The sequence below is a fragment of the Aurantiacibacter luteus genome, from assembly GCF_001010945.1.
GTDB classification, from domain to species: Bacteria; Pseudomonadota; Alphaproteobacteria; order Sphingomonadales; family Sphingomonadaceae; genus Alteraurantiacibacter; species Alteraurantiacibacter luteus.
The window spans coordinates 819,076-843,189 of sequence record NZ_LBHB01000002.1 but is presented as its reverse complement, the minus strand read 5'-3'; the positions used below and the strand labels follow the sequence as shown (position 1 = coordinate 843,189).

Sequence of the window (24,114 nt, the reverse complement as noted above, 5' to 3'; positions counted from 1 at the left end):
GTGCGAAGGGATACGAAAAAGTCCGGACATTTCAACCCCGAGCCCATAAATCCCTGTAAAGGCGATGCGTGCCGGAAGGAGATGGCCAAGACGTGCCTGTCGCTTGCAAGGCCGGCGTACCGCGGCCAAGAGCGCAGACATGACCGGCTCCTATCGCTTCGCCATCGACCGCGGCGGTACCTTTACCGACGTGGTCGCCGAGGTGCCGGGCGGCGCGCTGGTCACCGCCAAGCTGCTCTCCAGCAATCCCGGACACTACGAAGACGCCGCGAGCGAGGGCGTGCGGCGGATCATGGCCGAGCACGGCGAGGCGCCGATCGCCGAGCTGCGCATCGGCACCACCATCGCCACCAATGCCCTGCTGGAACGGCGGGGGGCCGAGGTCGCGCTCGCCATCACCCGCGGCCACCGCGACGCCCTGCTCATCGGCAACCAGGCGCGGCCCGACATCTTCGCGCTCGACATCGTGAAGCCGGAGCGGCTGGAGCGCCATGTCGTCGAGATCGACGAGCGCATGGGCGCGGACGGCACGGTGCTGCGCCCGCTGGACGAGGCGGCGGCGCGGACCGCACTTGCGGAATTGCGGAAGCGGGGCGTGGACTCGCTCGCCATCGTCCTCCTCCACGGGTGGACCTTTACCGCGCACGAGGCGCGACTGGCAGAAATCGCGCGCGAGCTGGGCTTCGCGCAGGTCAGCGCCAGCCACGAGGTCTCACCGCTGATCCGCCTCGTCCCGCGCGGCGACACGAGCGTTGCCGATGCCTACCTCTCGCCCGTCATCCGCGCCTATGTCGAGCAGCTGGCGCAGCGCCTGCCGCCGCACGGGGCGCTGCGCTTCATGCAGTCGAACGGCGGCCTCGCCGATGCGCGCGCCTTTCGCGGCAAGGATGCGGTGCTCTCCGGCCCGGCGGGCGGTGTTGTCGGCATGGTGGAGACGGCGCGGGCGCTGGGATACGAGCGCCTGATCGGTTTCGACATGGGCGGCACCAGCACCGATGTCTGCCACTACGCGGGCGAGTACGAGCGCACCGGCGACAGCGTGGTCGCCGGCGTGCGCATCGCCGCGCCGATGATGCAGGTGGAAACGGTGGCGGCAGGCGGTGGCTCGGTGTGCCGCTTCGACGGCCAGCGCCTGCGCGTCGGCCCGCAAAGCGCGGGCGCGGACCCCGGCCCCGCCTGCTATCGCAAGGGCGGCCCGCTGACGTTGACCGACTGCAACCTCGCGCTGGGCCGCATCGACCCGGCCGAGTTTCCCGCCGTCTTCGGACCCGGCGGCGACCAGCCGCTCGATCCCGAAGCCTCCCGCGCCCGCCTCGCGCAAATCGCCGCCGCCCTGCCGCACCCGATGGCCGAGGCCGAGCTTGCCGAGGCTTTCCTCACCCTCGCGGTGAACGAGATGGCCGGCGCCATCCGCAAGATCAGCACCGCGCGCGGCCACGACGTCACCACCCATGCGCTCGCCTGCTTCGGCGGCGCCGGCGGCCAGCTGGCCTGCCGCGTGGCCGATGCGCTGGGCATCGAGACCGTGTTGGTCCACCCGCTCGCCGGACTGCTCAGCGCCTACGGCATCGGCCTCGCCCCGGTCGTCGCCATCCGCGAGGTGGGCGTAATCCGTCCCCTGCCGTGCAATTTCGGTCCCTTGCTGTCGACCGTGGAATCGCGGGCGCGCGCAGATATGATTGCCCAAGGTATTGCGGCGGATCGCATCGCGCTTTTCCCTCGCCTGCGCCTGCGGTTCGAGGATAGCGACACCACGCTCGACCTGCCCCTTTCAGACCGGGTGGAGGAGGAATTTCGCACCGAGCATCGCCGCCGTTTCGGCTGGTCGGACGCGGCGGCGCCGGTCGTGCTCGAGGCCATCAGCGTCGAGGCGCAGGGCAGCGTCGGTACGCTGGCGGCGGAAACTGGCGCGGCCCCTATCGACGCGCCCGTGGACGGCCCCGCCGTCATCCCCGGATCGGGATCCACCACCGTCGTCGAGCCCGGATGGCGCGCCGCGCCCGCGCCGGACGGCAGCCTCATCCTCACCCGCGTCGCCCCTCGCCGAGCTACCGTCGCGGGCGGCACCCAGGTCGACCCGCTGCGCCTTGCCGTGTTCAACAACCTGTTCATGGCCGTCGCCGAGGAAATGGGCGTGGTGCTGGAAGCCACGGCGAGCTCGGTCAACATCAAGGAACGGTTGGATTTCTCCTGCGCGGTGTTCGACGCGGACGGCGCGCTGATCGCCAATGCGCCGCACATCCCGGTCCATCTCGGATCCATGTCGGCGAGCGTGCGCCGGGTGATCGCCAACCGCGCTGGCAGCGAACGCGGCATCCGGCGGGGCGATGCTTACGTGCTCAACGATCCCTATCACGGCGGCACCCACCTGCCCGACATCACGGTGATCGTGCCGGTATTCTGGAACGATGCGGCGACGGGTTCGCAAGCCTCCTCTCCCCAAGCATGGGTCGCTGCACGCGGACACCACGCGGACGTGGGCGGCATCGCACCCGGCTCCATGCCCCCCGACAGCCGCACGATCGACGAGGAAGGCGTGCGGATCGACGATGCGCTGCTGGTGGACGAAGGCCGCTTCTTCGAGGCCGATATCCGCGCGCTGCTCGGCGCGGGCGAGCATCCGGCACGCAATCCCGACCGCAACATTGCCGACCTCAAGGCCCAGCTCGCCGCCTGCGCGCGCGGGGCGGACCTGCTGGCGCGGGCGGCGGCGGAGCACTCGGGCGCCGTCCTCGCCGCCTACATGGGCCACGTGATGGACAACGGCGAGGCGGCGGTGCGCGACCTGCTGGCGACCCTGCCCGAAGGCAAGTTCACCTACGCGATGGACAACGGGGCCGAGGTTTCGCTCACCGTGGGCATCGACCGGCAGGCGCGCACAGCCGGCTTCGATTTCACCGGCACCAGCAGCCAGCTGGCCGACAACTTCAACGCGCCCGCCGCCATCGCCCGCGCCGCCGTGCTCTACGCCCTGCGCTGCCTCGTGGCCGACGATGTGCCCCTGAACGAAGGCTGCCTGCGCCCGGTCGAGCTGGTGCTGCCCGAAGGCTCGATGCTCAACCCCCGCCCGCCCGCCGCCGTGGTCGCGGGCAATGTCGAGACCAGCCAGGTCGTCACCGACTGCGTGCTCGCCGCCTGCGGGGCGCTGGCGCCCAGCCAGGGTACGATGAACAATCTCACCTTCGGCAACGCGCGCCACCAGTACTACGAGACCATCTGCGGCGGCGCGGGCGCGGGGCCGGGCTTTGATGGAGCGAGCGCGGTGCAGACGCACATGACCAACAGCCGCCTGACCGACCCCGAGGTGCTGGAGGCCCGCCTGCCGGTGCGGGTGGAGAGCTTCGCCGTGCGGAAAGGCTCGGGCGGCGCGGGCGCGCATCGCGGGGGCGACGGCGTGGAGCGGCGCATCGCCTTCCTCGAACCGATGCGCGTGCAGATGCTCGCCAACCGCCGCACCGTGGCCCCGCGCGGGCTGGCGGGCGGCGGCGATGCGCTTAAGGGCGAGACCTATGTCGAACACGCCGACGGGCGCTTCAGCCAACTCGGCGCGACCGGGGCGGCGGACGTTGCCGAGGGCGATATCGTTGTCATCCGCACGCCCGGCGGCGGCGGTTATGGAGAACCCGCATGATCGATGCCGCCAGTGCTCGCCGCTTCGCCCGCACCGCGCTTGGGCACGTCACCCTGGAGTATCCCAATAAGCTCGACCATGTCATGGCCGGGCGCGGCGATGCGCGCACGCCGCGCGAGCTGCACCCCGCCTTTTACGGCAGCTTCGACTGGCACAGCTGCGTGCATTCTTGGTGGACGCTGCTGACGCTTCGGCGGCTGCATCCCGACGCCCCCGAGGCGGGCGAGATTGCCGTCCTGGCGGACGAGGTGCTCACCGCCGACAACCTTGCCGCCGAGCTCGCTTATGCCCGGCGGCCCGAGGCGCGCGGGTTCGAGCGGCCTTACGGCTGGGCATGGCTGCTCTATTTGCACCTCGAGGTGAGCCGGCATTCGGACCACGCCTGGGCCGCGCACATCGAACCGCTGGCGCGCCACTTCGCCGCTGGCTGGCGCGACTACCTTGCTACGCTCGCCCACCCGATCCGGAACCCTACGCACCCCAATACGGCGTTCGCCATGCGCCTGTCGCTGGAATGGGCGGACAGGTTCGACGCCGACCTCGCCGCGCTGCTGCGGGAAAGGGCGGTGCGCTTCTACGGCGAGGACCAGGACGCGCGCGAGGAGGTGGCGGGCGACGCCTTTCTCTCCGCGCCGCTGGTCGAGGCCGCGCTGATGCGCCGCGTCCTGCCGCCCGCCGACTTCGCCGCATGGCTGCGCGGTTTCCTGCCGCGACTGCATCTTGGCGAGCCTGCCGCGCTGTTCGAACCGTGCCGGGTGACCGATGCCAGTGACGGCAAGGCCGCGCACCTCGACGGGGTGAACTTCACCCGGGTGTGGTGCTGGCGCGAGCTTGGCCTCGGGGGCGATCTCGCCGAGCGGCACATGGCCCAGTCGCTCCCCGCGGTTGACGGCGACTACATGGGTTCACACTGGCTGGCGACATTCGCATTGCTCGCTATGCTGGCAGGCAAAGGAGACGACTGATGGATATTCGCCGGGTGGACGAGAGTTTCGCGGTGGCCCCGCAGGTGCACGCGAGCGACATGCAGGCGCTGGCTGATGCCGGCTTCACCGATGTCATGTGCAACCGGCCCGACGGCGAGGAGCCGGGTCAGCCCCCGCTCGCCGAGCTGCGCGCCGCGGCGGAGGCGGCGGGGCTGGCCTTCCACCATGTGCCGGTAACGGGCGGCGCCTTTCCCGAACACGCGGTGAGCGACTTCGCCCGCCTCCGGCACGATGCCAAGGGGCCGCTGCTCGCCTACTGCCGCAGCGGCACGCGCTCGATGACGCTGGAGACGCTGGCGAACCCGGACGGGCTATCGGTCGACGAGCGCATGGAGCGCGCCGAGGCGGCGGGCTACGACCTCTCGTCCTTGCGCGGTTATCTGGAGGGCTAGCGGCCCTTCCAGTTCGCCGGGCGCTTCTCGACGAAGGCCTTCATGCCCTCGGCCTTGTCCTCGGTCGCGGTCAGGATCTGGAACAGCCGCCGCTCGTGCAGCATCCCTTGGCTCAGCGTCGTCTCGTAGGCGGCATCGACCAGTTCCTTGTTCACCTTGACCGCCATCGGGGCCATGCCGGCGATGGTGGCGGCGGCCTGCAGCGCCTCGTCCAGGAGCTGCTCGTGCGGCACGACGCGGGCGACGAGCCCGGCGCGCTCGGCCTCGGCGGCGTCCATCATCCGGCCCGTCAGGCAAAGGTCCATGGCCTTGGCCTTGCCGACCGCGCGGGTCAGGCGCTGGCTGCCGCCCATGCCGGGCGCGACGCCGAGCTTGATCTCGGGCTGGCCGAACTTCGCGTTCTCGCTTGCGATGATGAAGTCCGCCATCATGGCGACCTCGCACCCGCCGCCCAGCGCGAAGCCGTTGACCGCGGCGATCCACGGCTTGCGCGTCGCGGCGACCATGCGGTTCCAGCCGGCGAAGAAGTCCTCGTTGAAGAAGTCGGCGGCGGGCTTGTCGGCCATTTCCTTGATGTCGGCGCCAGCGGCAAAGGCCTTGTCGCCCGATCCCGTCACCACCGCACAGCCCTGCGAGGCGTCGGCCTCGAACGCGGCAAGCGCCTCGGTCAGTTCGGCCAGCACCTTGGTGTTGAGCGCATTCAGCGCCTCGGGCCGATTGAGCGTGATGAGCGTGACGGCGTCGCGCTGTTCGACGAGGATCGTTTCGTAAGCCATTTGCAATTTCCTATTCGAGTTCGAGGATCACCGCGTCGACCACCAGCGTCTCGCCCTCGGCGGCGTTGACCCTGGCGACCGTGCCCGCCTTTTCGGCGCGCAGGATGTTCTCCATCTTCATCGCCTCGACCGTGGCGAGCGGCTGGCCCGCCTCTACCGCGTCGCCCTCTCCCACGTGCAGCGCGACCAGCAGGCCGGGCATAGGGCAGAGCAGCATCTTGCTGGTATCGGGCGGCACCTTTTCGATCATGTGGCGCGCGAGCTCGGCATGGCGCGGCTGGAGCACCCGCACGTCGTGGCTGCGGCCGTGGGTGGTCATCCGGTAGCCGGTGCGGGAGGGCTGGAGGCGGATGCCGAAGCGGGCGACCGCCTCGGCATCGTCCTCGTCGCTGTCGTAGAGCGCGACATGCACCATCCGGTCCCCCGGCGTGTAGTCGAAGGCGAGCGTGACCTTGTGGCTGTCGACAGTGATGCCGTCCTCGCCCAGCGAGACCGAGTGGTCCTCTCCGGCGATGCGGACCATCCAGTCGCCGGGCGGCAGCTGCGCCTCGCCGAGCTGGCCGGAGATGCGCCGCGCGCGGTCGGCATCGGCGGTGGCGATGACGCCCGCGACCGCTGCCAGCACACCGATGGTGCGCTCGCCCGTCTCCGCGCCCTCGAAGCCGTCGGGGTATTCCTCGGCGATGAAGCCGGTGGTGAGCCCGCCCGAGCGGAAGCGCGGGTGCTGCATGAGGGCGGAGAGGAAGTCGACGTTGTGGCCGAGGCCGTCGAGCTCCACCGCATCGAGCGCGGCGACCTGCAGGTCCGCCGCCTCCTCGCGCGTGGGAGCCCAGGTGACGAGCTTGGCGATCATCGGGTCGTAGAAGATCGAGACCTCGCCGCCCTCCTGCACCCCGCTGTCCACGCGCACGCCGTCGATACCGCGCAGGTCCCCTGCCCAGGCCTCGACCGGCGTGCGATAGCGCACCAGTCGCCCGGTGCTGGGCAGGAAGCCGCGGTAGGGGTCCTCGGCGTAGATGCGGTTCTCGATGGCCCAGCCGTCGATGCCGATCTCCTCCTGCGCCCACGGCAAAGCCTCGCCCGCCGCGACGCGGATCATCCATTCGACGAGGTCGATGCCGGTGATCGCCTCGGTGACCGGATGCTCCACCTGCAGGCGGGTGTTCATCTCGAGGAAGTAGAAGCTCTCGCCCGTCGGGTCCGCCCCGCTGACGATCAGCTCGACCGTGCCCGCCGAGTGGTAGCCGACCGCCTTGCTGAGCGCGACCGCCTGCTCGCCCATCTTGCGGCGCATTTCCGGGGTGACGAAGGGCGAAGGCGCTTCCTCGACCACCTTCTGGTGGCGGCGCTGGATCGAGCATTCGCGCTCGTTGAGGTAAAGCACCGTGCCGTGTTTGTCGCCGAGCACCTGGATCTCGATGTGGCGCGGGTCCTCGATGAACTTCTCGATGAAGACCCGGTCGTCGCCGAAGGAGTTCAGCCCCTCGCGCTTCGTCGCCTCGAACCCCTCGCGCACGTCCTTTTCGCTGTAGGCGAGGCGCATCCCCTTGCCGCCGCCGCCCGCGCTGGCCTTCATCATCACCGGGTAGCCAATGTCGTCCGCGATCTGGACCGCGTGCTCGGTATCGCGGATCTCGCCGACGAAGCCGGGGACGACGTTGACGCCCGCTTCCTTCGCCAGCTTCTTGCTCTCGATCTTGTCGCCCATCGCCGCGATGGCACCCACGGGCGGCCCGATAAAGGCGATGCCCTCCGCCTCCAGCGCCTCGACGAAGCTCGCGCGCTCGGAGAGAAAGCCATACCCCGGATGCACCGCCTCGGCCCCGGTCTGCTTGCAGGCGGCGATGATCTTCTCGGGGATCAGGTAGCTCTCGGACGCAGGCGACGGCCCGATATGCACCGCCTCGTCGGCTTGTCGCACGAAGGGGCTGCGCGCATCGGCATCGGAATAGACCGCCACCGTGGCGATGCCCATACGCCGCGCCGTCTTGATGACCCGGCACGCGATCTCGCCGCGATTGGCGATGAGGATTTTCTTGAACATGGCTACTCCGCCGCCTCCAGTTCTTCGCCCGCAGGCGGCATATTGTGCCCGAGCAGGCGCAGCAGGTCCGCCGCCGCCTCGACCACGTTCGTGCCGGGTCCGTAGATGCCCTGCACCCCCGCTTCACGCAGGAAGTCGTAGTCCTGCGGGGGGATCACGCCGCCGGCGACAACCTTTATGTCCGCCCGCCCAGCATCGCGCAAATGCCCGATCAGTTCGGGGATCAGCGTCTTGTGGCCCGCCGCGAGCGAGCTGGCGCCGACCGCGTCGACCTCGTGCTCGAGCGCCATCTTTGCGGTTTCTTGCGGAGTCTGGAACAGCGGGCCGGAGACGACCTCGAAGCCCATGTCGGCAAAGGCGGATGCGATCACGTTGGCGCCGCGGTCGTGGCCGTCCTGGCCCATCTTGGCGACCAGCACGCGCGGCGCGTGGCCGAGGCGGCGGGCGACGGCCTCGACGCCCTCCACCACCTGCGCATAGCGGGTGTCGCCTTCGTAGGCGGCCGAGTATACGCCCTTCACCGGGGTCGGCACGGTATCGTAGCGGCCGAACACCTCCTCCATCGCGGCGGACACTTCGCCGAGGGTGGCATCGTGGCGCGCGGCTTCGATGGCGAGCGTCAGCACGTTGTCTCCCCCTCGGGCACCTTCTGTGAGCGCATCCAGTGCCGACCGGCACGCCGCCTCGTCACGCCCTGCCCGCACCGCCTCCAGCCGCGCGACCTGGCTCGCGCGCACGGCGTGGTTGTCGATGTCGAGCGTGTCGATCTTGGCTTCCTCGGACAGGCGATACTTGTTGACGCCCACGATCACCGTCTCGCCCCTATCGACGCTCGCCTGCTTGGCGGCCGCCGCGCTCTCGATGGCGGCCTTGGGCGCGCCGCTGGCGACGTAGGCGGTCATGCCGCCCGCCGCCTCGACCTCGGCCAGGAGCTCGCGCGCCTTGCCGGCGATCTCGGCCGTCAGCGCCTCGATGTAGTAGCTGCCGCCCAGCGGGTCGGCGACGTTGGTGATGCCGGTCTCCTCCTGCAGGATGAGCTGCGTGTTCCTCGCGATGCGGGCGGAGAAGTCGGTGGGGAGCGCGATGGCCTCGTCCAGCGCATTGGTGTGCAGCGACTGCGTGCCGCCGAGCACGGCCGAGAGCGCCTCCAGCGTTGTGCGCACGACGTTGTTGTAGGGGTCCTGCTCCTGCAACGAGACGCCAGAGGTCTGGCAATGCGTGCGCAGCATCTTCGACTTGGGGTTCTTCGCGCCCAACTCGGTCATGACTTCGTGCCACAGCGTGCGCGCCGCGCGCATCTTGGCGATCTCCATGAAGAAGTTCATGCCGATGCCCCAGAAGAAGCTGAGGCGCGGGGCAAAGGCGTCGATGTCGAGCCCGGTCGCCAAGGCGCGGCGGGCGTATTCCTTGCCGTCGGCGATGGTAAAGGCGAGCTCCTGCACCGCCGTCGCCCCTGCCTCGTGCATGTGATAGCCGCTGATCGAGATCGAGTTGAACTTTGGCATGTGCGCCGAGGTGTAGGCGATGATGTCCGACACGATCCGCATCGATGGCTCGGGCGGATAGATGTAGGTGTTGCGGACCATGAACTCCTTGAGGATGTCGTTCTGGATCGTGCCGCTGAGCTGGTCCTGCGCCACGCCGGCCCGCTCGGCGGCGACGATGTAGAAGGCCATCACCGGGATGACGGCGCCGTTCATGGTCATGCTGACGCTCATCTCATCGAGCGGGATCTGGTCGAACAGGATCTCCATGTCGCGCACCGTGTCGATGGCGACGCCCGCCTTGCCGACGTCGCCCACCACGCGCGGGTGGTCGCTGTCGTAGCCGCGGTGGGTGGCGAGATCGAAGGCGACCGACAAGCCCTTCTGCCCGGCGGCGAGGTTGCGGCGGTAGAAAGCGTTCGATTCCTCGGCGGTGGAGAAGCCCGCGTACTGGCGGATCGTCCACGGGCGGCCGGTGTACATCGAGGCGTAGGGGCCACGGGTGAAGGGCTCGAAGCCGGGCATGGCGGGCTCGGCGGGCACGTCCTCGGCAGTGTAGAGCGGCCGCACGGCGATGCCTTCCGGCGTATGCCAGGTAAGGTCGCGGCCCTTCACTTCCTTCGCGGCGGCGGCGTGCCAGTCGGACTTAGTGGTCACGCGGCGTCTCCATGATCTCGGTCAGCTGGCCCATCATGTCCTTGGGGTGGAGGAAGAAGATCGGCGTCCCGTGCGCGCCGATGCGGGTGGGGCCGAGCACGCGCTTGCCCTGCCCCTCGAACCACGCACGCGCCTCGGCGACATCCTCGACCTCGAAGCAGACATGGTGCTGACCCCCGGCGGGGTTCTTCGCGAGGAAGCCGTGGATTGGAGAGTCTTCGCCCAGAGGCTCGATCAGTTCGATCTGCGTGCCGTTCATGCCGCCCGAACCATCTGAGCCGGTAGGCGTGTCGACAAAGCAGACCTTCACCCCCTGCGCAGGCAAGTCGAACGGCTCGGTGATCTGGGTCGCGCCCATCGTCTCGCGGTAATGTGCGATGCTATCCGCGATGGACGGCGTGGCGATGCCGATGTGGTTGAGACGGCCGAGCTTCATCATGCATGGCTCCAAGCGTCGAAGAACAACCACAGCAGGAGCGCGGCGACGGCGAACCGCACGACGATCATCGTCCAGTACAAGCCTGCTTTCCGGTCTTTCGCGGCATAGACGATACCCTCTGGACTTCGCATGTCGCCTCGTTTCAGGGCGAAGAGCGTCGCTATCGCCATGAGCAGCCCGAACACGCCGGCAAAGATGATCTTAAGGGTCATGCGTCACGCTACAGCGGCAGGTTATCATGCTTCTTCCACGGGTTCTCGAGCTGCTTGTTTGCCAGCTTGCGCAGCCCCAGCGCGATCCGCCGCCGGGTCGAGTGCGGGTAGATCACCTCGTCGATATAGCCGCGTGAGGCCGCCACGAAGGGGTTGGCGAAGCGGTCTTCGTATTCCTTCGTCTTCTCGGCGATCTTGTCCGGGTCGTCGCGCTCGTTGCGGAAGATGATCTCCACCGCGCCCTTCGCGCCCATCACGGCGATCTCGGCAGTGGGCCAGGCGTAGTTGAGGTCGCCGCGCAGGTGCTTCGACGCCATCACGTCGTAAGCGCCGCCGTAGGCCTTGCGGGTGATAACGGTGATCTTGGGCACGGTCGCCTCGGCATAGGCGAACAGCAGCTTCGCGCCGTGCTTGATGATGCCGCCCAGTTCCTGCGCCGTGCCGGGGAGGAAGCCGGGGACGTCGACGAAGGTGACGAGGGGGATGGAGAACGCATCGCAGAAGCGCACGAAGCGCGCCGCCTTGCGGCTGGCGTTGATGTCGAGCACGCCTGCCAGCACCATCGGCTGGTTGGCGACGAAGCCCACAGGGCTCCCCTCCACGCGGCCGAAGCCGGTGATCACGTTCGCCCCGAAGGCGGGCTGAATCTCGAAGAAGGTCCCCTCGTCCACCACCTTCCGGATCAGCTCGTGCATGTCGTAGGGCTGGTTGGCGTTGGCCGGGATCAGCGTGTCGAGGCTGTCCTCGATGCGGTCCCACGGATCTTGCGTGGGCAGCACCGGCAGCTCGGCCTGGTTGCTCGAAGGCAAAAAGCCCATCAGCTCTCGCGCGGCGAGCAGCGCCTCGATGTCGTTCTCCAGCGCGAGGTCGGCGACGCTCGTCTTGGTCGTGTGCGTGATCGCGCCGCCCAGTTCCTCCTGCGTCACGACCTCGTTGGTGACGGTCTTCACCACCTCGGGCCCGGTCACGAACATGTAGCTGCTGTCCTTCACCATGAAGATGAAGTCGGTCATCGCCGGCGAATAGACCGCCCCGCCCGCGCAGGGGCCCATGATGAGGCTGAGCTGGGGCACGACGCCCGATGCCAGCACGTTCTGCTGGAACACCTCGGCATAGCCGCCAAGCGAGGCCACACCCTCCTGGATGCGCGCGCCGCCGGAATCGTTGAGCCCGATGACCGGCGCGCCGACCTTCAGCGCCATGTCCATGACCTTGAGGATCTTCTCCGCGTGGCGCTTCGACAGGCTGCCGCCGAACACGGTGAAGTCCTGGCTGAAGACATAGACCAGCCGTCCGTCGATCGTGCCGCTGCCCGTCACCACGCCGTCGCCCGGGATTTTCTGCTCGGCCATGCCGAAATCATTGCAGTCGTGCTCGACGTAGGTGTCGAGCTCCTCGAAGCTGCCCTCGTCCAAAAGCACTTCGAGACGCTCGCGCGCGGTCAGCTTGCCCTTGGCGTGCTGCGCGGCGATGCGCTTCTCACCGCCCCCCAAGCGGGCAGCTTCGCGACGGCGTTCGAGTTCGGCGATGTTGGCGGACATTCGTGCTCCTTTACCTCGTGGCGCGTGGCACAGCGGGGCGGGCGGGGTCAATCATCGGACAGGTGCAGTACGCGGCGGTCGAACTCGGCCTGCGCCAGATCGGTGTTGTTGCGCGCATACCAGCGCGGGGCGGGCAAGCCACGCTGCCAGGCGACCTGCTCGGTCAGCGTGCCTTGCGCGGAGGGTGTCTCGTAAGTCGCGGCGAGCGGCGCGATGGGGTCGGCGTAGGCCTCGTCGGCGGAGACGATCGTCCAGCCCGCCGCGCGCAGGGCCGCCACCAGGTCGCCGATCCACAGCGCGGCGAGGTCGGTTTCGTGCAGCAGCATGACGTGGGCGGGCGAGCGGCCCGTGGCCTCGCGCGCCAGCCGGTCGTAGAACTCGGCGGCCTCGACGTGGCTCTCGACGTAGAGATCGCGCAGCGCCTCGCGGTCGATGGTCTTCCCGGCATCGCGCGCTGCCACGGCCGCGCCTTCGTAGAACCAGTCGCTGGCGTCCACAGTGACATAGCCGTTGGCGAGGTCCCGCTCGGCAAGCCCCGCGCGCACGGCATCGCGCTTGGCGAGGTCGCTGCGCCCTTCGTTGAGATAGGGATAGCGGAACCATGCGCGGTGGTTGGGTATCTGGACGAGCCATCGTTCGGCCCGGTCGATGTCCAGCAGGTAGTCCTCGGCGCGAAGATCCGTGAGGGCCGGGTGGGTATTCGAATGGTTCGCCACCGCGTGCCCTTCCGCCGCGTAGGCAATCAGGTCGGCGATGCGTTCGGGATGCTCGGCATAGTGGCCCGGATTGACGAAGAACGCCGCTTGGCTGACCCCCGCCCGGCGCAGCTCGCGGCGCAACATGGCGGCGCGCTCCTCCACCGGCAGGAAAGCCCCCGCCCCGCGCGGCACGTCGTCGAAGGTGAGAGCGATGCGCTTGTTCGTCGGCGCGGGTTGCACGCTGGCACAGGCCGCCAGAAGCAGCGCGCCGAGACCGGCGAGAAGCCGCGCCAGCACGCGCGTCATCCCATCGTCGGGATGACGAAGGCGTTGGAGCCGTCGCCGCCGCCATCGGGCCAGCGCTGGGTGACCTTCTTGGCCTTGGTCCAGAACCGCAGGCCTTCCATGCCGTACTGGTCGATGTCGCCGAAGCCCGAGCGCTTCCAGCCGCCGAACGAGTGGTAGCTAACGGGCACCGGGATCGGCACGTTGATGCCGACCATGCCCACGTTCACCCGCGCGGCGAACTCGCGCGCGGCGTGGCCGTTGCGGGTGAAGATGGCGACGCCGTTGCCGTACTGGTGCTCGCTAGGCAGCCGCACCGCGTGCTCGAAGTCCTTGGCGCGCACGATCTGGAGGACCGGGCCGAAGATCTCTTCCTTGTAGCTTTCCATGTCGGGCGTGACGCGGTCGAGCAGCGTCGGGCCAACGAAGAAGCCCTTTTCGTGGCCCTGAAGCGAGAAACCGCGCCCGTCGATCACGACCTCGGCCCCTTCCTTCTCGGCGGTGTCTATCCAGCTCTCGATGCGCGCCTTGTGCTCGGGCGTGACGACCGGGCCGTAATGCGCGTCCTTGTCGGTGCTGACGCCCACGCGCAGGGCGTTGATCGCGGGGATCAGCTTTTCGCGCAGACGGTCGGCGGTTTCCTCGCCCACCGGCACCACGACGGGCAGCGCCATGCAGCGCTCGCCCGCCGAGCCGAAGGCCGCGCCGGCAAGGTCGTTCACCACCATGTCGAGATCGGCGTCGGGCATCACGATGCCGTGGTTCTTCGCTCCGCCGAAGGCCTGCACGCGTTTGCCGTTCGCCGCACCGCGTTCGTAGATGTACTGCGCGATGTCAGAGGAGCCGACAAAGCTGATGGCGGCAATGTCGCGGTGATCCAGGATCGCGTCGACCATGGCCTTGTCGCCGTGGACCACCTGCAGCAATCCTTCGGGCGCGCCGGCCTCAAGGAACAGTTCGGCAAGGCGCACGGGCACGCTGGGATCGCGCTCGCTGGGCTTCAGGATGAAGGCATTGCCCGCGGCGATGGCCATGCCGAACATCCACATCGGGATCATCGCCGGGAAGTTGAACGGGGTGATGCCCGCCCCGATGCCGAGCGGCTGGCGCATCGAATACACGTCGATCCCCGGCCCCGCGCCGTTGGTGAACTCGCCCTTCAGCGCCTGCGGGATGCCGCAGGCGAACTCGATCACCTCGAGCCCGCGCTGCACGTCGCCGTGCGCGTCGTCGACGACCTTGCCGTGCTCGCTGGCGAGCAGTTCGGCGAGCGCCTGCTTGTTGTCCTCGACCAGCCGCTTGAATTCGAACATCACCCGCGCCCGGCGCTGCGGATTGGTCGCCGCCCATTCGGGCTGGACCTTCTTCGCGTTGGCGACGGCCGCCTCCAGCACGCTCGCATCGCCCAGCGCGACACGCGCCTGCACCTCCCCGGTCGAGGGGTTCCAGATGTCGTGCGTGCGGCCCGAAAAGTCGCTGCCGCCATGGCCGGGGATGAGGTGGTCGATATGTCGCATGGGGCCGAATTCCGTTGCAGGTGAAACTTCCTATGGTGCCTATCGGTCCGCTTCCCTAAGCGCAAGAAGCGCATCCGTTTCCGGGCGGCGGCGCCCCGGGTCGCAGCGGGCGAATTGTCAGGCGGGGCTTCACCCCTCGTTTACCATATTCGGTTAGCCCGGTGTAATTGACGCTGAGCCGGATCGCACCATGCATACAATTCTTGTCGCCGACGACGAACCGCTCATGCGCGAGCTGCTCGAATTCCGCCTGGCCCAGCGCGACTACAAGCCGGTCAGCGCCTCCGATGGGCGCGAGGCGCTGGCGCGATTGGAGGACAGCGCGCCCGACGCCGTGGTGCTGGACGCGATGATGCCGGTCCACGACGGGTTCGAGGTGCTGCGCCGAATGCGCGCCTCGCCCGAACACGCCGACACCCCCGTCATCATGCTGACCGCGCGCCGCGGCGAGAACGATATCGTCGGCGCGCTGGAACTGGGCGCGAACGACTATCTCGTCAAACCCTTCATGCCCGAAGAGCTGATGGCGCGGCTCGCCCGGCTGCTGAAGGGCAAGTGATGCGCGCCGCACTGCTTCTTGCCGCGACCATGCTTTCGGTCGCCAGCCCGGCGCTGGCGCAGGTGAGCGACTACGACCGCGCGGTGGAGCTGCGACGCAGCGATCCCGCGGGCGCGGCCACACTGCTGGAGCGCTGGCTGGCCGAACACCCGGACGATGTCGATGCCCGCGTGCAGCTGGGCTACGCGCTGCTCTCGCTCGACCGGCTGGACGAGGCCGAACGCCAGTTCGCCGCCGTGCTGGATGCTGCGCCGGATTACACCGACGCGCGTGATGGGCTGGCGCTCGTCGCCGCCCGGCGCGGTGCCACGGGGGAGGTACGGCGCGGGTTCGCATTGGTTGAGGGGGCGCTGAGCGACCTCGAGAACGGGCAGGGCGACTGGCACGAGTTCGGCGGCGCGCTGTCCGTGCCGCTCGGCGCGTCCGACACCTTGGACGCCCGAGCCCACTGGTTCGACCGTTTCGGGCTGGAGGACGTGGAGCTGGGCGGCCAATACACCCGCCGCGCGGGCGAGGACCTGTGGCTGCGCATCGGCGCCTCGGCCACGCCGTCCGCCGATTTCCGGCCCGAAATCGCCGTGACCGCCGGGTTCGATGCGCGCCTGGCGCCTTCGACCGTGGCGAGCCTCGATGCCTCCTGGCAGCGGTTTCCCTTGCAGGACGTAGTCTCGCTGCGCCCCGGCGTGACGCAGTATCTCGCCGGCGGACGCTATGTCCTCGCCCTCGCCGGCCGCGCGGTCTTCGTGGAGGGCGACACGCTCGTCGGCGGCTCGCTGCGCGCCGACTGGCTCCCCGCACCGCGCACGCGCGCCTTCGTCGGCCTCGCCTCCGGCCCGGAGACGGACCTCGGCGTGGTCAGCGATACGACCAGCCTCTACGGCGGCGGCGAGATTCCGCTGTCCGGCGATGTGTCCCTCCTCGGCAGCCTGGCGCGCGAATGGCGCTCGCTCGGCGCGGACCGCACCGAGTTCCGGCTCGGCCTGAAGCTCGCGCTTTGACTACGCTCACCAACCTCTGGTTTGTCTCGCTGGCGCTGTGCTTGGTCGCGGCTCTGGGCCTGATGCTGCTGATCGCGGCGCGCAGCCTGTCCGCCCGTCATGGCCACCGCGAGGAGGCCGCGCGCCGTGCGCTGCTGCCGCGGATGCTCGATGGCGATCCGGCCGGCCTCGCGCCGCTTGCCGGGCTGGATCTGCGCGTCGCCACCGATCTTACGGTCGAACTGGCCGAGATGACCCGCGGGTCCGAACGCGAGGCACTGCTCGCGCGTGCGGCGGCGCTGGGCGTGCCCGGCCTGCTGGAGAAACGCCTGTCTGCCCGCTCGGCGCAGGTGCGGCTCTCCGCCGCGGAGGCCATCGCCATGTTCGACCAGTGCCACGATGCCGCGACCCGCGCGCTCGACGATCGCAACCCCGACGTGCGCCTGGGGGCCGCCCTCGCCCTTGCTCATCGCGGCGAGGCACCCGATCCGCTCACCGTAGTGCGCAAGCTGAAGGTGGGCGACGAGGAGCACTCGCTGCTGCTCGTCTCGCTGATGCAGGATCTCGCCCGCACCAACTCCGAGGCCGTCGCCGGCCTGCTGTTCGAGAAGGACCTGTCGTTCGAGGCCAAGGCCGCGGCGATGGATGCGCTGGCGGACCTCGGCGGCGAATACGCCCCGCTGCTCGCCTACATGGCGCGCAGCGCCGATGGCGAGCGCGAATTGCAGCCGCGCATCTACCGCGCGCTCGGTCGCACCGGACATCCGGCGGGCGCCGAGGCGATCGTGCACGGCCTCCATTCCAACGACTGGACGGTGCGCGCCTCCGCCGCCGAAAGCGCGGGCAAGGCGGGCCTCTCGCAGGCAGCGGCGCGGCTGGGCGAGATGCTCGCCGATCCGCACTACTGGGTCCGCTACCGCGCCAGCGAGGCGCTGCTGCGGCTGGGCCCGCGCGGCATCAACACCCTGCGCGAAGTGAGCGAGGGCGAGGACGAAGGCGCGCGCGACGTCGCTGCGCGGATGCTGGCGGAAGGGCGAGCGGCATGAACTGGATGGCGCTTTCCGACCCGCAAGCCTGGATGATCGCCTCGGCAGAGGCCATCGCCTCGGTCGTGATCGTCACCGGGCTGCTGCAGGTGACATTCTACTTCGTGCTGCTGCTCTATGCCGGCGCGGCGCTCGGCACCCGTCCGCCCGTACCGCGCAGCGCCACGCTTTGGCGACGCTATTCGGAGCAGGCCCCGGCCATCTCCGTCCTCGCGCCCGCCTTCAACGAGGAACTGTCCATCGTCGAGAGCACGCGCAGCCTGCTGGCGTTGCAGTACCCCGATTTCGAGGTGATCGTCATCAACGACGGGTCGAAGGACGGTACGCTGGCGCGGATGATCGCCGAATTCGGGCTCGAGAAGGTAGACCGCTTCATCGACAGCGGAGTGAACCACGCACCCATCAGCGGCTTCTACGCCAGTCCGCGCCTGCCGCGCCTGCTGGTCGTCGACAAGGAAAACGGCGGCAAGGCCGACGCGCTCAACGCCGGCATCAACTGCGCGCGCACCGCGCTGTTCTGCGCCATCGACGCCGATTCCATCCTCGAGAGCGACGCCCTGCTGCGCGTGGTGCGCCCGTTCATCGACGAGCCGCACCTGACCATCGCGGCGGGCGGCACCATCCGCATCGCCAACGGCTGCAAGGTGGACGCGGGCCGCATCACCGACATCAGGTTGCCGACCAATTTCCTCGCGCTGGTGCAGATCGTCGAATACCTGCGCGCCTTCCTGATGGCCCGCGTGGGCCTCGGCAAGATGCAGGCGCTGACCGTCATCTCCGGCGCCTTCGGCCTGTTCAGGCGGCGGCAGGTGGTGGAGGTGGGCGGCTACAGCCACGGCACCGTGGGCGAGGACATGGAGCTCGTCATCAAGCTACACAAGCTGATGCGCGAGGCGAAGCGAGACTACCGCATCGACTTCATCGCCGAGCCGGTGTGCTGGACCGAGTGCCCCGACAGCCTGGCCGTGCTCGGTCGCCAGCGCGCCCGCTGGCAGCGCGGCGCGCTCGAATGCTTCGTCAAGCACAAGGGCATGCTCTTCAATCCGCGATACGGGCGCATTGGCATGATCGGCTTCGGCCACATTCTGCTCGTCGACGTGCTCGGGCCCGTGCTCGAAATCCTCGGCTACGTCCTCGTGCCGCTGCTCTGGGCGCTGGGCCTGCTGGCATTGCCCTGGCTGCTGGCCTTCCTTGCGGTGACCTTCACGCTCGGCATCTTCCTGTCGATGGCGACGCTGGTGCTGGAGGAAATCCAGCTGCGCCGCTTCCCCAAGGCGCGCGAGCTGGCCGTGCTGGCGGGCATCGCGGTGGTCGAGAATTTCGGCTATCGCCAGCTTTCGAACGTCTGGCGACTGCAGGGCTGGTGGCAGTTCGTGCGCAAGCAGCAAAGCTGGGGCACGATGGTGCGTAAGGGCTTTTCGGCAGCCTAGGCCGCCAGTTCAGCGAGCAGGGCGTCGAGCTGCCGCCATTCCTCGCCGTAATCGCCGCCGCTTTCCGCCCGTTCCTCCAGCGCCAGGGCTGCCACACCGATGGCGGGCTGGCCGAACATGGCGGCGATCCCGGCGAGCTTGTGCGCCTCGGCAACGATGGCCGCGCGGTCCTCGCGTTGCGCCGCCAGCCGCTCGCGCGTCACGCCCGCCTGCGCGGCGAAGCGCGCCGACAGTTCGGCCATCTTTGCCGCCAGCGCCTCGCTCACGCGATGAGCTCGCGCACGCGGTCGGCCAGGGTCATCGGGTCGAAGGGTTTGCCGATGACGCCCACGGCATCCATCGTCGCAAAGGTCTGCAGCTCGCTGCGCTGGGCGCGCGCGGTGACGAAGATGACCGGCAGCGCGACATAGCGCGCGTCCTCGCGCAGGCGGGCGAGAAGCGTGGGACCGTCCATGCCCGGCATCATCACGTCGAGCAGCGCGACCTGCGGCGCCCACGCCTCCATCAGCGCGAGCGCCTCCTTGCCCGAGCCGGCGGTGCGAACCTCGAAGCCGGGGTCGAGGCCGAGCGCCATCTCGGCGATCTCGCGGATGTCGGGCTCGTCGTCGACGTAGAGCACGCGCATCAGGCCGCCTCGCGCTCGCGGGTTTCGATCAGGGCCATGGTGGCGGCGACCAGTTCGTCCACCGAGGCGCGGCTCTTGACCAGCAAGCGGTCGGCGCGCGCGGCATCGGGCGGATCGTCGAGCGCGGTAAACAGCACGATCGGCAGGCCACGGTCGGCCTCGCGGATATGGTCGAGCAACGACAGGCCGCTCTCCCTGCCGAGCCCGACGTCGATGACGGCGGCGGCGATGGCCTGCCGCTCGGCGATGTAGCGCGCCTCGCGCAGCGTCGTGGCGGTGACAACCCGGGCGCTGCCGGCAAAGGCGCTGGCCACCACGCTGAGGCAATCGGCATCGTCGTCGACGTGCAGCACCAGCGGCAGGTCCGCATCCCCGGCGGGAGCGGCGATGGACTGGTCCTTGGCCAAGGGCAGCGTGACGTGGAACACCGTGCCGCCGCCCTCGCGGTCGTCGAAACCGATCGCGCCCTCGTGCCGGACGGCGATCTCGCGCGCGATGGAGAGGCCGAGCCCCGTGCCGCCCCTGGCGCGGTTGTCGGCGCTGTCGGCCTGGGCGAACTTGCCGAAGATACGCTCGCGAAAGTCCAGCGGAATGCCCGCGCCCCGGTCGCGCACCTCGATTCGAGCCATGCCGCTGTCCTGACTGCAGGCGATCTCCACCCTGCCGCCGGGCGGCGAGTGCTTGATGGCGTTGGAGACGAGGTTGACGAGCAACTGGTCGAGCCGGTCGGGATCGCCCATGATGCACAGCGGCCAGGGTGGGAAGCTGACGGCGATCGCCACCTCGTGCTTCTCGGCGAACCCCGTCATCTCGTCGATCGTGCGGCGCACCAGCGGGCCGACCTGGATGCGGCGGATGTCGAAATCCATCTTGCCGGATTCAATCTTCTCGATGTCGAGGATGTCGTTGATGAGGCGGATCAGGCGCTGCGAGTTGTCGTGGGCGATGCCGATCAGGCGGCGCGTCTTGTCCTCCAGCGGCCCCGTCGCGCCGCCCAGCACCAGCCCCAGCGAGCCGCCGATCGAGGTCAGCGGGGTGCGCAGTTCGTGGCTGACGGTGGAGACGAATTCGGTCTTCATCCGTTCCGCGCGCTTGCGATCGGAAATATCGCGGATCGAGGCGATGTAGTGCGCGCCCGCACTGTCCTCTCCGTCGACCCGGCTGATGGCGATCTCGGTCTCGAACGTGCTGCCGTCGGCCCGCTTGCCGGTGAATTCCTGTCGCCGCCCCGCACCGTCCGCCCCGGCCTCGCCCACGCTCTCCAGCCAGGCCAGCGACTGCGTCATCGAAAACCGGTGATGCATCAGCATGAGGTTATGACGGCCGATCACCTCGGCCTCGCTGTAGCCGAACATCCGGCTGATGCTGGGATTCATGCGCAGCACGTTGCCCCGGGCATCGAGCCACAGCATCCCGTCGACCGCGCCGTCGAACATGGCCCGCTGCCGCTCGGCGAAATGCTCGGCCCGCTCCAGCGCCCGGCGACGCTGGCGCGCGGAGTTGCTGACGAGGAGGGTGACGAAGGCCAGCAGCACCGCCACGCCCGCCAGCAGCAGGGTGACCGTGCGCTCCACGTCGTTGCGCGAGCCGGTGCCACGGCTGGTCACCTCGTGCAGCTGCGCGGTCTCCGCCACCTGCAGTTGGGCGATCGCGCGGCGGATCTGGTCCATGGTCCGTTTCCCGCCCCCGTCGGCGATGCGGGCGCGGGCAAGTTCGGGACGGCCGGCGCGCACGTCGGCGATGTTGCGCGCGGCGTTCTCCAGCTTCGCATCGGACAGCGCCAGCAGCGAGTCCAGCTGGCGGCGCTCGTCCGGATCGGCCTTTGCGTCCAGTGCGGCAAACAGCGCGTCGCGGCGCGGGACTGCCGCCTCGTAGGGATCGAGGAAGGCGGGATTGCCGGTCAGCACATAGCCGCGCACGCCGGTTTCCGCATCGAGGTGCAATACCAGCAGCTGATCCAGCTCGTCGCGGGTGAGGACCGTATCTTCGGCCACGGAGCGCAGCTTGCGGACCTCTTCGAATTCGCCGCGGATCAGCACCCCCACCCCGAGCAGCGAGAGCGGCACCAGCACGAGGGCCATGACCAGCAGGATGCGGCTCATGGCCGGCGAAATCGGACGGGACTGGCGCACGCGTACGATGCTCTTGTTGCGAAGCCTGCGGGTCTACCCGCGCGTGCTTGCTTATGCGTTAACCCTGGCTTTCGGTATCCATTAAATAGGCAGCCCGACGTAGTTCTCGGCGATGGCGGTTTGCGCTGCGCGGCTTGTGGCGATGTAGTCGAGTTCGGCGACCTGCATGGCGCGCTCGAACGGCCCGTCTTCGGGGAAGCGGTGCATGAGCCGGGTGAGCGACCAGCTGAACCGCTCGGACTTCCATACCCGGGCGAGCGCGGTGTCGGAGTAGGCGGCGATGGCGCCCGCATCGTTGCGGCGGAAGTAACCCGTCAGTGCCTCGGCGGCGTAGTGCACGTCGCTGGCGGCGAGGTTCAGGCCCTTGGCGCCCGTCGGCGGGACGATGTGCGCGGCATCGCCGCACAGCAGCAGGCTGCCGTGGCGCATGGGGGCAAAGACGTAGCTGCGTAGCGGCGCGATGCTCTTTTCGATGGCAGGCCCGCGGGTCATGTGCGCGGCGGCCTCGGGGCCGAGGCGCACGGCCAGCTCGTCCCACAACCGCTCGTCGCTCCATTCCTCGACACGGTCGGTCAGCGGCACGTCGACGTAGTAGCGGCTGCGGCTCTCGGAACGCATCGAGGCGAGCGCGAAGCCGCGCTCGTGGTTGGCGTAGATCAGCTCGTGGTTGCACGGCGGCACGTCGGCCAGGATGCCGAGCCAGCCGAACGGATACTCGCGCAGGTATTCCTTCGCCACGTTCGCCGGGATGGCCTTGCGGCTCGGACCGTGGAAGCCGTCGCAGCCGACCACGAAGCGCGCGTCCACCCGGTGCTCGGTGCCCTCCTTGGTGTAGGTAACGAAAGGCGCGTCGCTCTCCACGTCGTGCAGCGCCACGTCGGCGGCCTCGTACACGACCTCCAGCCCGCGCTCCTCGCGCGCTGCCATCAGGTCGCGGGTCACCTCCGTCTGGCCGTAGACCACCACCTGCTTGCCGGTCAGGTCGGCAATGTCGATGCGGATCAGCCGCTCGCCGTCCGCCAGATTGAACCCGCCGTGCGGCAAGCCCTCGGCCTTTAGCCGCGCGTCCAGCCCCAGCCGCGCCATCAGCGAGACGGTGATTTCCTCAAGCACGCCTGCGCGAATGCGGCCGAGGATGTAATCGGGCGTCTGCCGCTCGATCACCACGCACTCCACCCCCTCGGCGCGCAGCAGGTGGCCGAGCAGCAGGCCCGCCGGACCGGCGCCGATGATGCAGATCTGGGTGCGCATCAGATCGGATAATGCCCCGGCTCGGTCTCGATCGTGATCCAGCGCAGCTCGGTAAAGGCATCGATCCCGGCCTTGCCGCCGAACCGACCGTAGCCGCTGGCCTTCATGCCGCCGAACGGCATTTGCGGCTCGTCGCTGACCGTGCTGGCGTTGACGTGGCAGATGCCGGCCTGGATCTGCCGCGCCACCCTCAGCCCGCGTGCGGTATCGCGTGTGAAGACGGCGGAGGAGAGGCCGTACTCGGTATCGTTGGCGAGCTCGATGGCGTGCGCCTCGTCGCGCGCGCGGGCGATGCCGACGACCGGGCCGAAGCTCTCGTCGCGGAACAGGCGCATCCCGGGCGTCACCTTGTCGACGAGGTGCGCGGGCATGACGACATTCATCGAGGTTTCCCCGCCCACCAGCAGCTCCGCCCCCTGGCTGACGGCGTCCTCGACCAGTTCGAGGCAGTGATCCACGGTCTTGCGGTCGACCACGGCGCCCAGCGGCGTGTTGCCCGCGGTGGGATCGCCGGCGGGCATGGTCTTCACCTTTTCCGCAAACTTGCGCGCAAATTCGTCGGCTACGCTCTCGACCACGATGATGCGCTCGGTCGACATGCAGATCTGGCCCTGGTTCATGTAGGCGCCGAAGGCCGCAGCCTTGACCGCTTCGTCGAGGTCGGCGTCTTCCAGCACGATCATCGGCGCCTTGCCGCCCAGCTCCAGCAGCACGGGCTTCAAATGCTCGGCGGCGCGTTTCGCGATGATCTTGCCCACCGCGGTCGAGCCGGTGAAGTTGATGCGGCGAACCTGCGGCGCATCGATCAGCGCGCCGACCACCTCGCCCGCGTCCTCGGGCGCGTTGGTGACGATGTTGACGGTGCCTTCCGGAAAGCCCGCCTCGGCGAACGCCTCGATAATCAGCGCGTGGGTGCGCGGGCACTGCTCGCTGGCCTTCAGGATCACCGCGTTGCCGCAGGCGAGCGGCACGGCGATGGCGCGCACGCCGAGGATGATCGGCGCGTTCCACGGCGCGATGCCCAGCAGCACGCCCACCGGCTCGCGCAGGGCCATGGCGATGGTGCCGTGATGGTCGGAAGGAATGACCTCGCCGGAAATCTGCGTGGTCAACGCCGCCGCCTCGCGCACCATCCCTGCCGCAAGGCCGAGGTTGAACATGGCCCAGCCCGCGGTGGCGCCAATCTCGCCCATCATGGCGGCGACGAACTCGTCTTTCTTAGCCATCAGCGCGTCCGCCGCCTTCATAAGCACCGCGCGCCTCGCGTTGGGGCCCATCTGCGACCACTCGGAGAACCCGGCCTGCGCCTTCTCGGCTACCGTAGGCACGTCGCTGGCCTTCATCGCGTGGGCGGACGAGGCGACGTCGCCGGTCACCGGGTTCTTGCGCTGAAACTGCTGCATTGTCGTATCCTCTCGTGCCACGCGGGCGA

20 protein-coding genes are annotated in these 24,114 nt (G+C 69.0%); 7 read left to right on the top strand and 13 right to left on the bottom strand.

Features of this window, described 5'->3' with window-relative positions; translation table 11 throughout:
* Nucleotides 1–139: 139 nt before the first annotated feature.
* From AAW00_RS10580 to AAW00_RS10570, 3 genes are read left to right on the top strand one after another with little or no spacing between them, the layout of a single operon-like run.
* Nucleotides 140–3,631 carry a hydantoinase B/oxoprolinase family protein gene (locus AAW00_RS10580; RefSeq protein WP_047004269.1) on the top strand — a complete coding sequence of 1,164 codons (3,492 nt, stop codon included), beginning with the start codon at nucleotides 140–142 and terminating at the stop codon, nucleotides 3,629–3,631.
* A complete protein-coding gene (locus AAW00_RS10575) occupies nucleotides 3,628–4,596 on the top strand; it encodes a DUF2891 domain-containing protein (RefSeq protein ID WP_047004268.1) in 969 nt (322 codons plus the stop codon). The genes AAW00_RS10580 and AAW00_RS10575 overlap by 4 nt, the downstream gene beginning before the upstream one ends.
* On the top strand, nucleotides 4,596–5,009 hold the full coding sequence (locus tag AAW00_RS10570) for a TIGR01244 family sulfur transferase (protein WP_047004267.1): 414 nt from the start codon (nucleotides 4,596–4,598) through the stop codon (nucleotides 5,007–5,009). The genes AAW00_RS10575 and AAW00_RS10570 overlap by 1 nt, the downstream gene beginning before the upstream one ends.
* Here AAW00_RS10570 and AAW00_RS10565 read toward each other — a convergent pair.
* The 8 genes from AAW00_RS10565 to AAW00_RS10530 are packed head-to-tail and all read right to left on the bottom strand — an operon-like array spanning nucleotide 5,006 to nucleotide 14,662.
* Nucleotides 5,006–5,785 carry an enoyl-CoA hydratase-related protein gene (locus AAW00_RS10565; RefSeq protein ID WP_047004266.1) on the bottom strand — a complete coding sequence of 260 codons (780 nt, stop codon included), beginning with the start codon at nucleotides 5,783–5,785 and terminating at the stop codon, nucleotides 5,006–5,008. The two genes, AAW00_RS10570 and AAW00_RS10565, sit on opposite strands and share 4 nt — an antisense overlap.
* A gap of 10 nt (nucleotides 5,786–5,795) precedes the next feature.
* On the bottom strand, nucleotides 5,796–7,829 hold the full coding sequence (locus AAW00_RS10560) for an acetyl-CoA carboxylase biotin carboxylase subunit (RefSeq protein WP_047004265.1): 2,034 nt from the start codon (nucleotides 7,827–7,829) through the stop codon (nucleotides 5,796–5,798).
* A gap of 2 nt (nucleotides 7,830–7,831) precedes the next feature.
* Nucleotides 7,832–9,970 (bottom strand): methylmalonyl-CoA mutase, encoded by a 2,139-nt coding sequence (gene scpA / locus AAW00_RS10555; protein WP_047004264.1) that lies wholly within the window; start codon nucleotides 9,968–9,970, stop codon nucleotides 7,832–7,834.
* Nucleotides 9,960–10,406, bottom strand: a complete 447-nt coding sequence (mce, locus tag AAW00_RS10550) for a methylmalonyl-CoA epimerase (RefSeq protein WP_047004263.1) — start codon at nucleotides 10,404–10,406, stop codon at nucleotides 9,960–9,962. The genes scpA and mce overlap by 11 nt, the downstream gene beginning before the upstream one ends.
* Nucleotides 10,406–10,621, bottom strand: coding sequence for a hypothetical protein (locus tag AAW00_RS10545; protein ID WP_047004262.1), 216 nt, complete (start codon nucleotides 10,619–10,621; stop codon nucleotides 10,406–10,408). The genes mce and AAW00_RS10545 overlap by 1 nt, the downstream gene beginning before the upstream one ends.
* 8 nt (nucleotides 10,622–10,629) lie before the next feature.
* Nucleotides 10,630–12,162 carry an acyl-CoA carboxylase subunit beta gene (locus AAW00_RS10540; RefSeq protein ID WP_047004261.1) on the bottom strand — a complete coding sequence of 511 codons (1,533 nt, stop codon included), beginning with the start codon at nucleotides 12,160–12,162 and terminating at the stop codon, nucleotides 10,630–10,632.
* Nucleotides 12,163–12,209: 47 nt separating this feature from the next.
* Complete coding sequence (locus AAW00_RS10535; protein WP_241461704.1) at nucleotides 12,210–13,157, bottom strand: polysaccharide deacetylase family protein; 948 nt, start codon at nucleotides 13,155–13,157, stop codon at nucleotides 12,210–12,212.
* Between the two features lie 5 nt (nucleotides 13,158–13,162).
* Entirely contained in the window at nucleotides 13,163–14,662 is a 1,500-nt protein-coding gene (locus tag AAW00_RS10530) for a CoA-acylating methylmalonate-semialdehyde dehydrogenase (RefSeq protein ID WP_047004260.1), read from the bottom strand.
* A gap of 190 nt (nucleotides 14,663–14,852) precedes the next feature.
* On the opposite strand from AAW00_RS10530, the gene AAW00_RS10525 reads away from it, so the two are divergent.
* The 4 genes from AAW00_RS10525 to AAW00_RS10505 are packed head-to-tail and all read left to right on the top strand — an operon-like array spanning nucleotide 14,853 to nucleotide 18,674.
* Complete coding sequence (locus AAW00_RS10525; RefSeq protein ID WP_047004259.1) at nucleotides 14,853–15,221, top strand: response regulator transcription factor; 369 nt, start codon at nucleotides 14,853–14,855, stop codon at nucleotides 15,219–15,221.
* A complete protein-coding gene (locus AAW00_RS14300) occupies nucleotides 15,221–16,219 on the top strand; it encodes a YaiO family outer membrane beta-barrel protein (protein WP_052761877.1) in 999 nt (332 codons plus the stop codon). The genes AAW00_RS10525 and AAW00_RS14300 overlap by 1 nt, the downstream gene beginning before the upstream one ends.
* Nucleotides 16,216–17,244, top strand: coding sequence for a HEAT repeat domain-containing protein (locus AAW00_RS10510; RefSeq protein WP_047004258.1), 1,029 nt, complete (start codon nucleotides 16,216–16,218; stop codon nucleotides 17,242–17,244). The genes AAW00_RS14300 and AAW00_RS10510 overlap by 4 nt, the downstream gene beginning before the upstream one ends.
* Nucleotides 17,241–18,674: a glycosyltransferase family 2 protein gene (locus AAW00_RS10505; RefSeq protein WP_206539327.1), complete on the top strand. Its 1,434-nt coding sequence runs from the start codon at nucleotides 17,241–17,243 to the stop codon at nucleotides 18,672–18,674. The genes AAW00_RS10510 and AAW00_RS10505 overlap by 4 nt, the downstream gene beginning before the upstream one ends.
* Here the strand turns inward: AAW00_RS10505 and AAW00_RS10500 are convergent.
* The 5 genes from AAW00_RS10500 to AAW00_RS10480 form a co-directional block, all read right to left on the bottom strand.
* Nucleotides 18,671–18,940 carry an Hpt domain-containing protein gene (locus AAW00_RS10500; protein WP_047004257.1) on the bottom strand — a complete coding sequence of 90 codons (270 nt, stop codon included), beginning with the start codon at nucleotides 18,938–18,940 and terminating at the stop codon, nucleotides 18,671–18,673. The two genes, AAW00_RS10505 and AAW00_RS10500, sit on opposite strands and share 4 nt — an antisense overlap.
* Complete coding sequence (locus tag AAW00_RS10495) at nucleotides 18,937–19,299, bottom strand: response regulator (protein ID WP_047004588.1); 363 nt, start codon at nucleotides 19,297–19,299, stop codon at nucleotides 18,937–18,939. Before AAW00_RS10495 ends, AAW00_RS10500 begins: the two co-directional genes overlap by 4 nt.
* Nucleotides 19,299–21,401 carry an ATP-binding protein gene (locus AAW00_RS10490; RefSeq protein WP_052761876.1) on the bottom strand — a complete coding sequence of 701 codons (2,103 nt, stop codon included), beginning with the start codon at nucleotides 21,399–21,401 and terminating at the stop codon, nucleotides 19,299–19,301. The genes AAW00_RS10495 and AAW00_RS10490 overlap by 1 nt, the downstream gene beginning before the upstream one ends.
* Before the next feature lie 111 nt (nucleotides 21,402–21,512).
* Nucleotides 21,513–22,682, bottom strand: a complete 1,170-nt coding sequence (gene pobA, locus AAW00_RS10485) for a 4-hydroxybenzoate 3-monooxygenase (RefSeq protein WP_047004256.1) — start codon at nucleotides 22,680–22,682, stop codon at nucleotides 21,513–21,515.
* Nucleotides 22,682–24,085 carry an aldehyde dehydrogenase gene (locus AAW00_RS10480; RefSeq protein ID WP_047004255.1) on the bottom strand — a complete coding sequence of 468 codons (1,404 nt, stop codon included), beginning with the start codon at nucleotides 24,083–24,085 and terminating at the stop codon, nucleotides 22,682–22,684. Before AAW00_RS10480 ends, pobA begins: the two co-directional genes overlap by 1 nt.
* Nucleotides 24,086–24,114 lie beyond the last annotated feature (29 nt).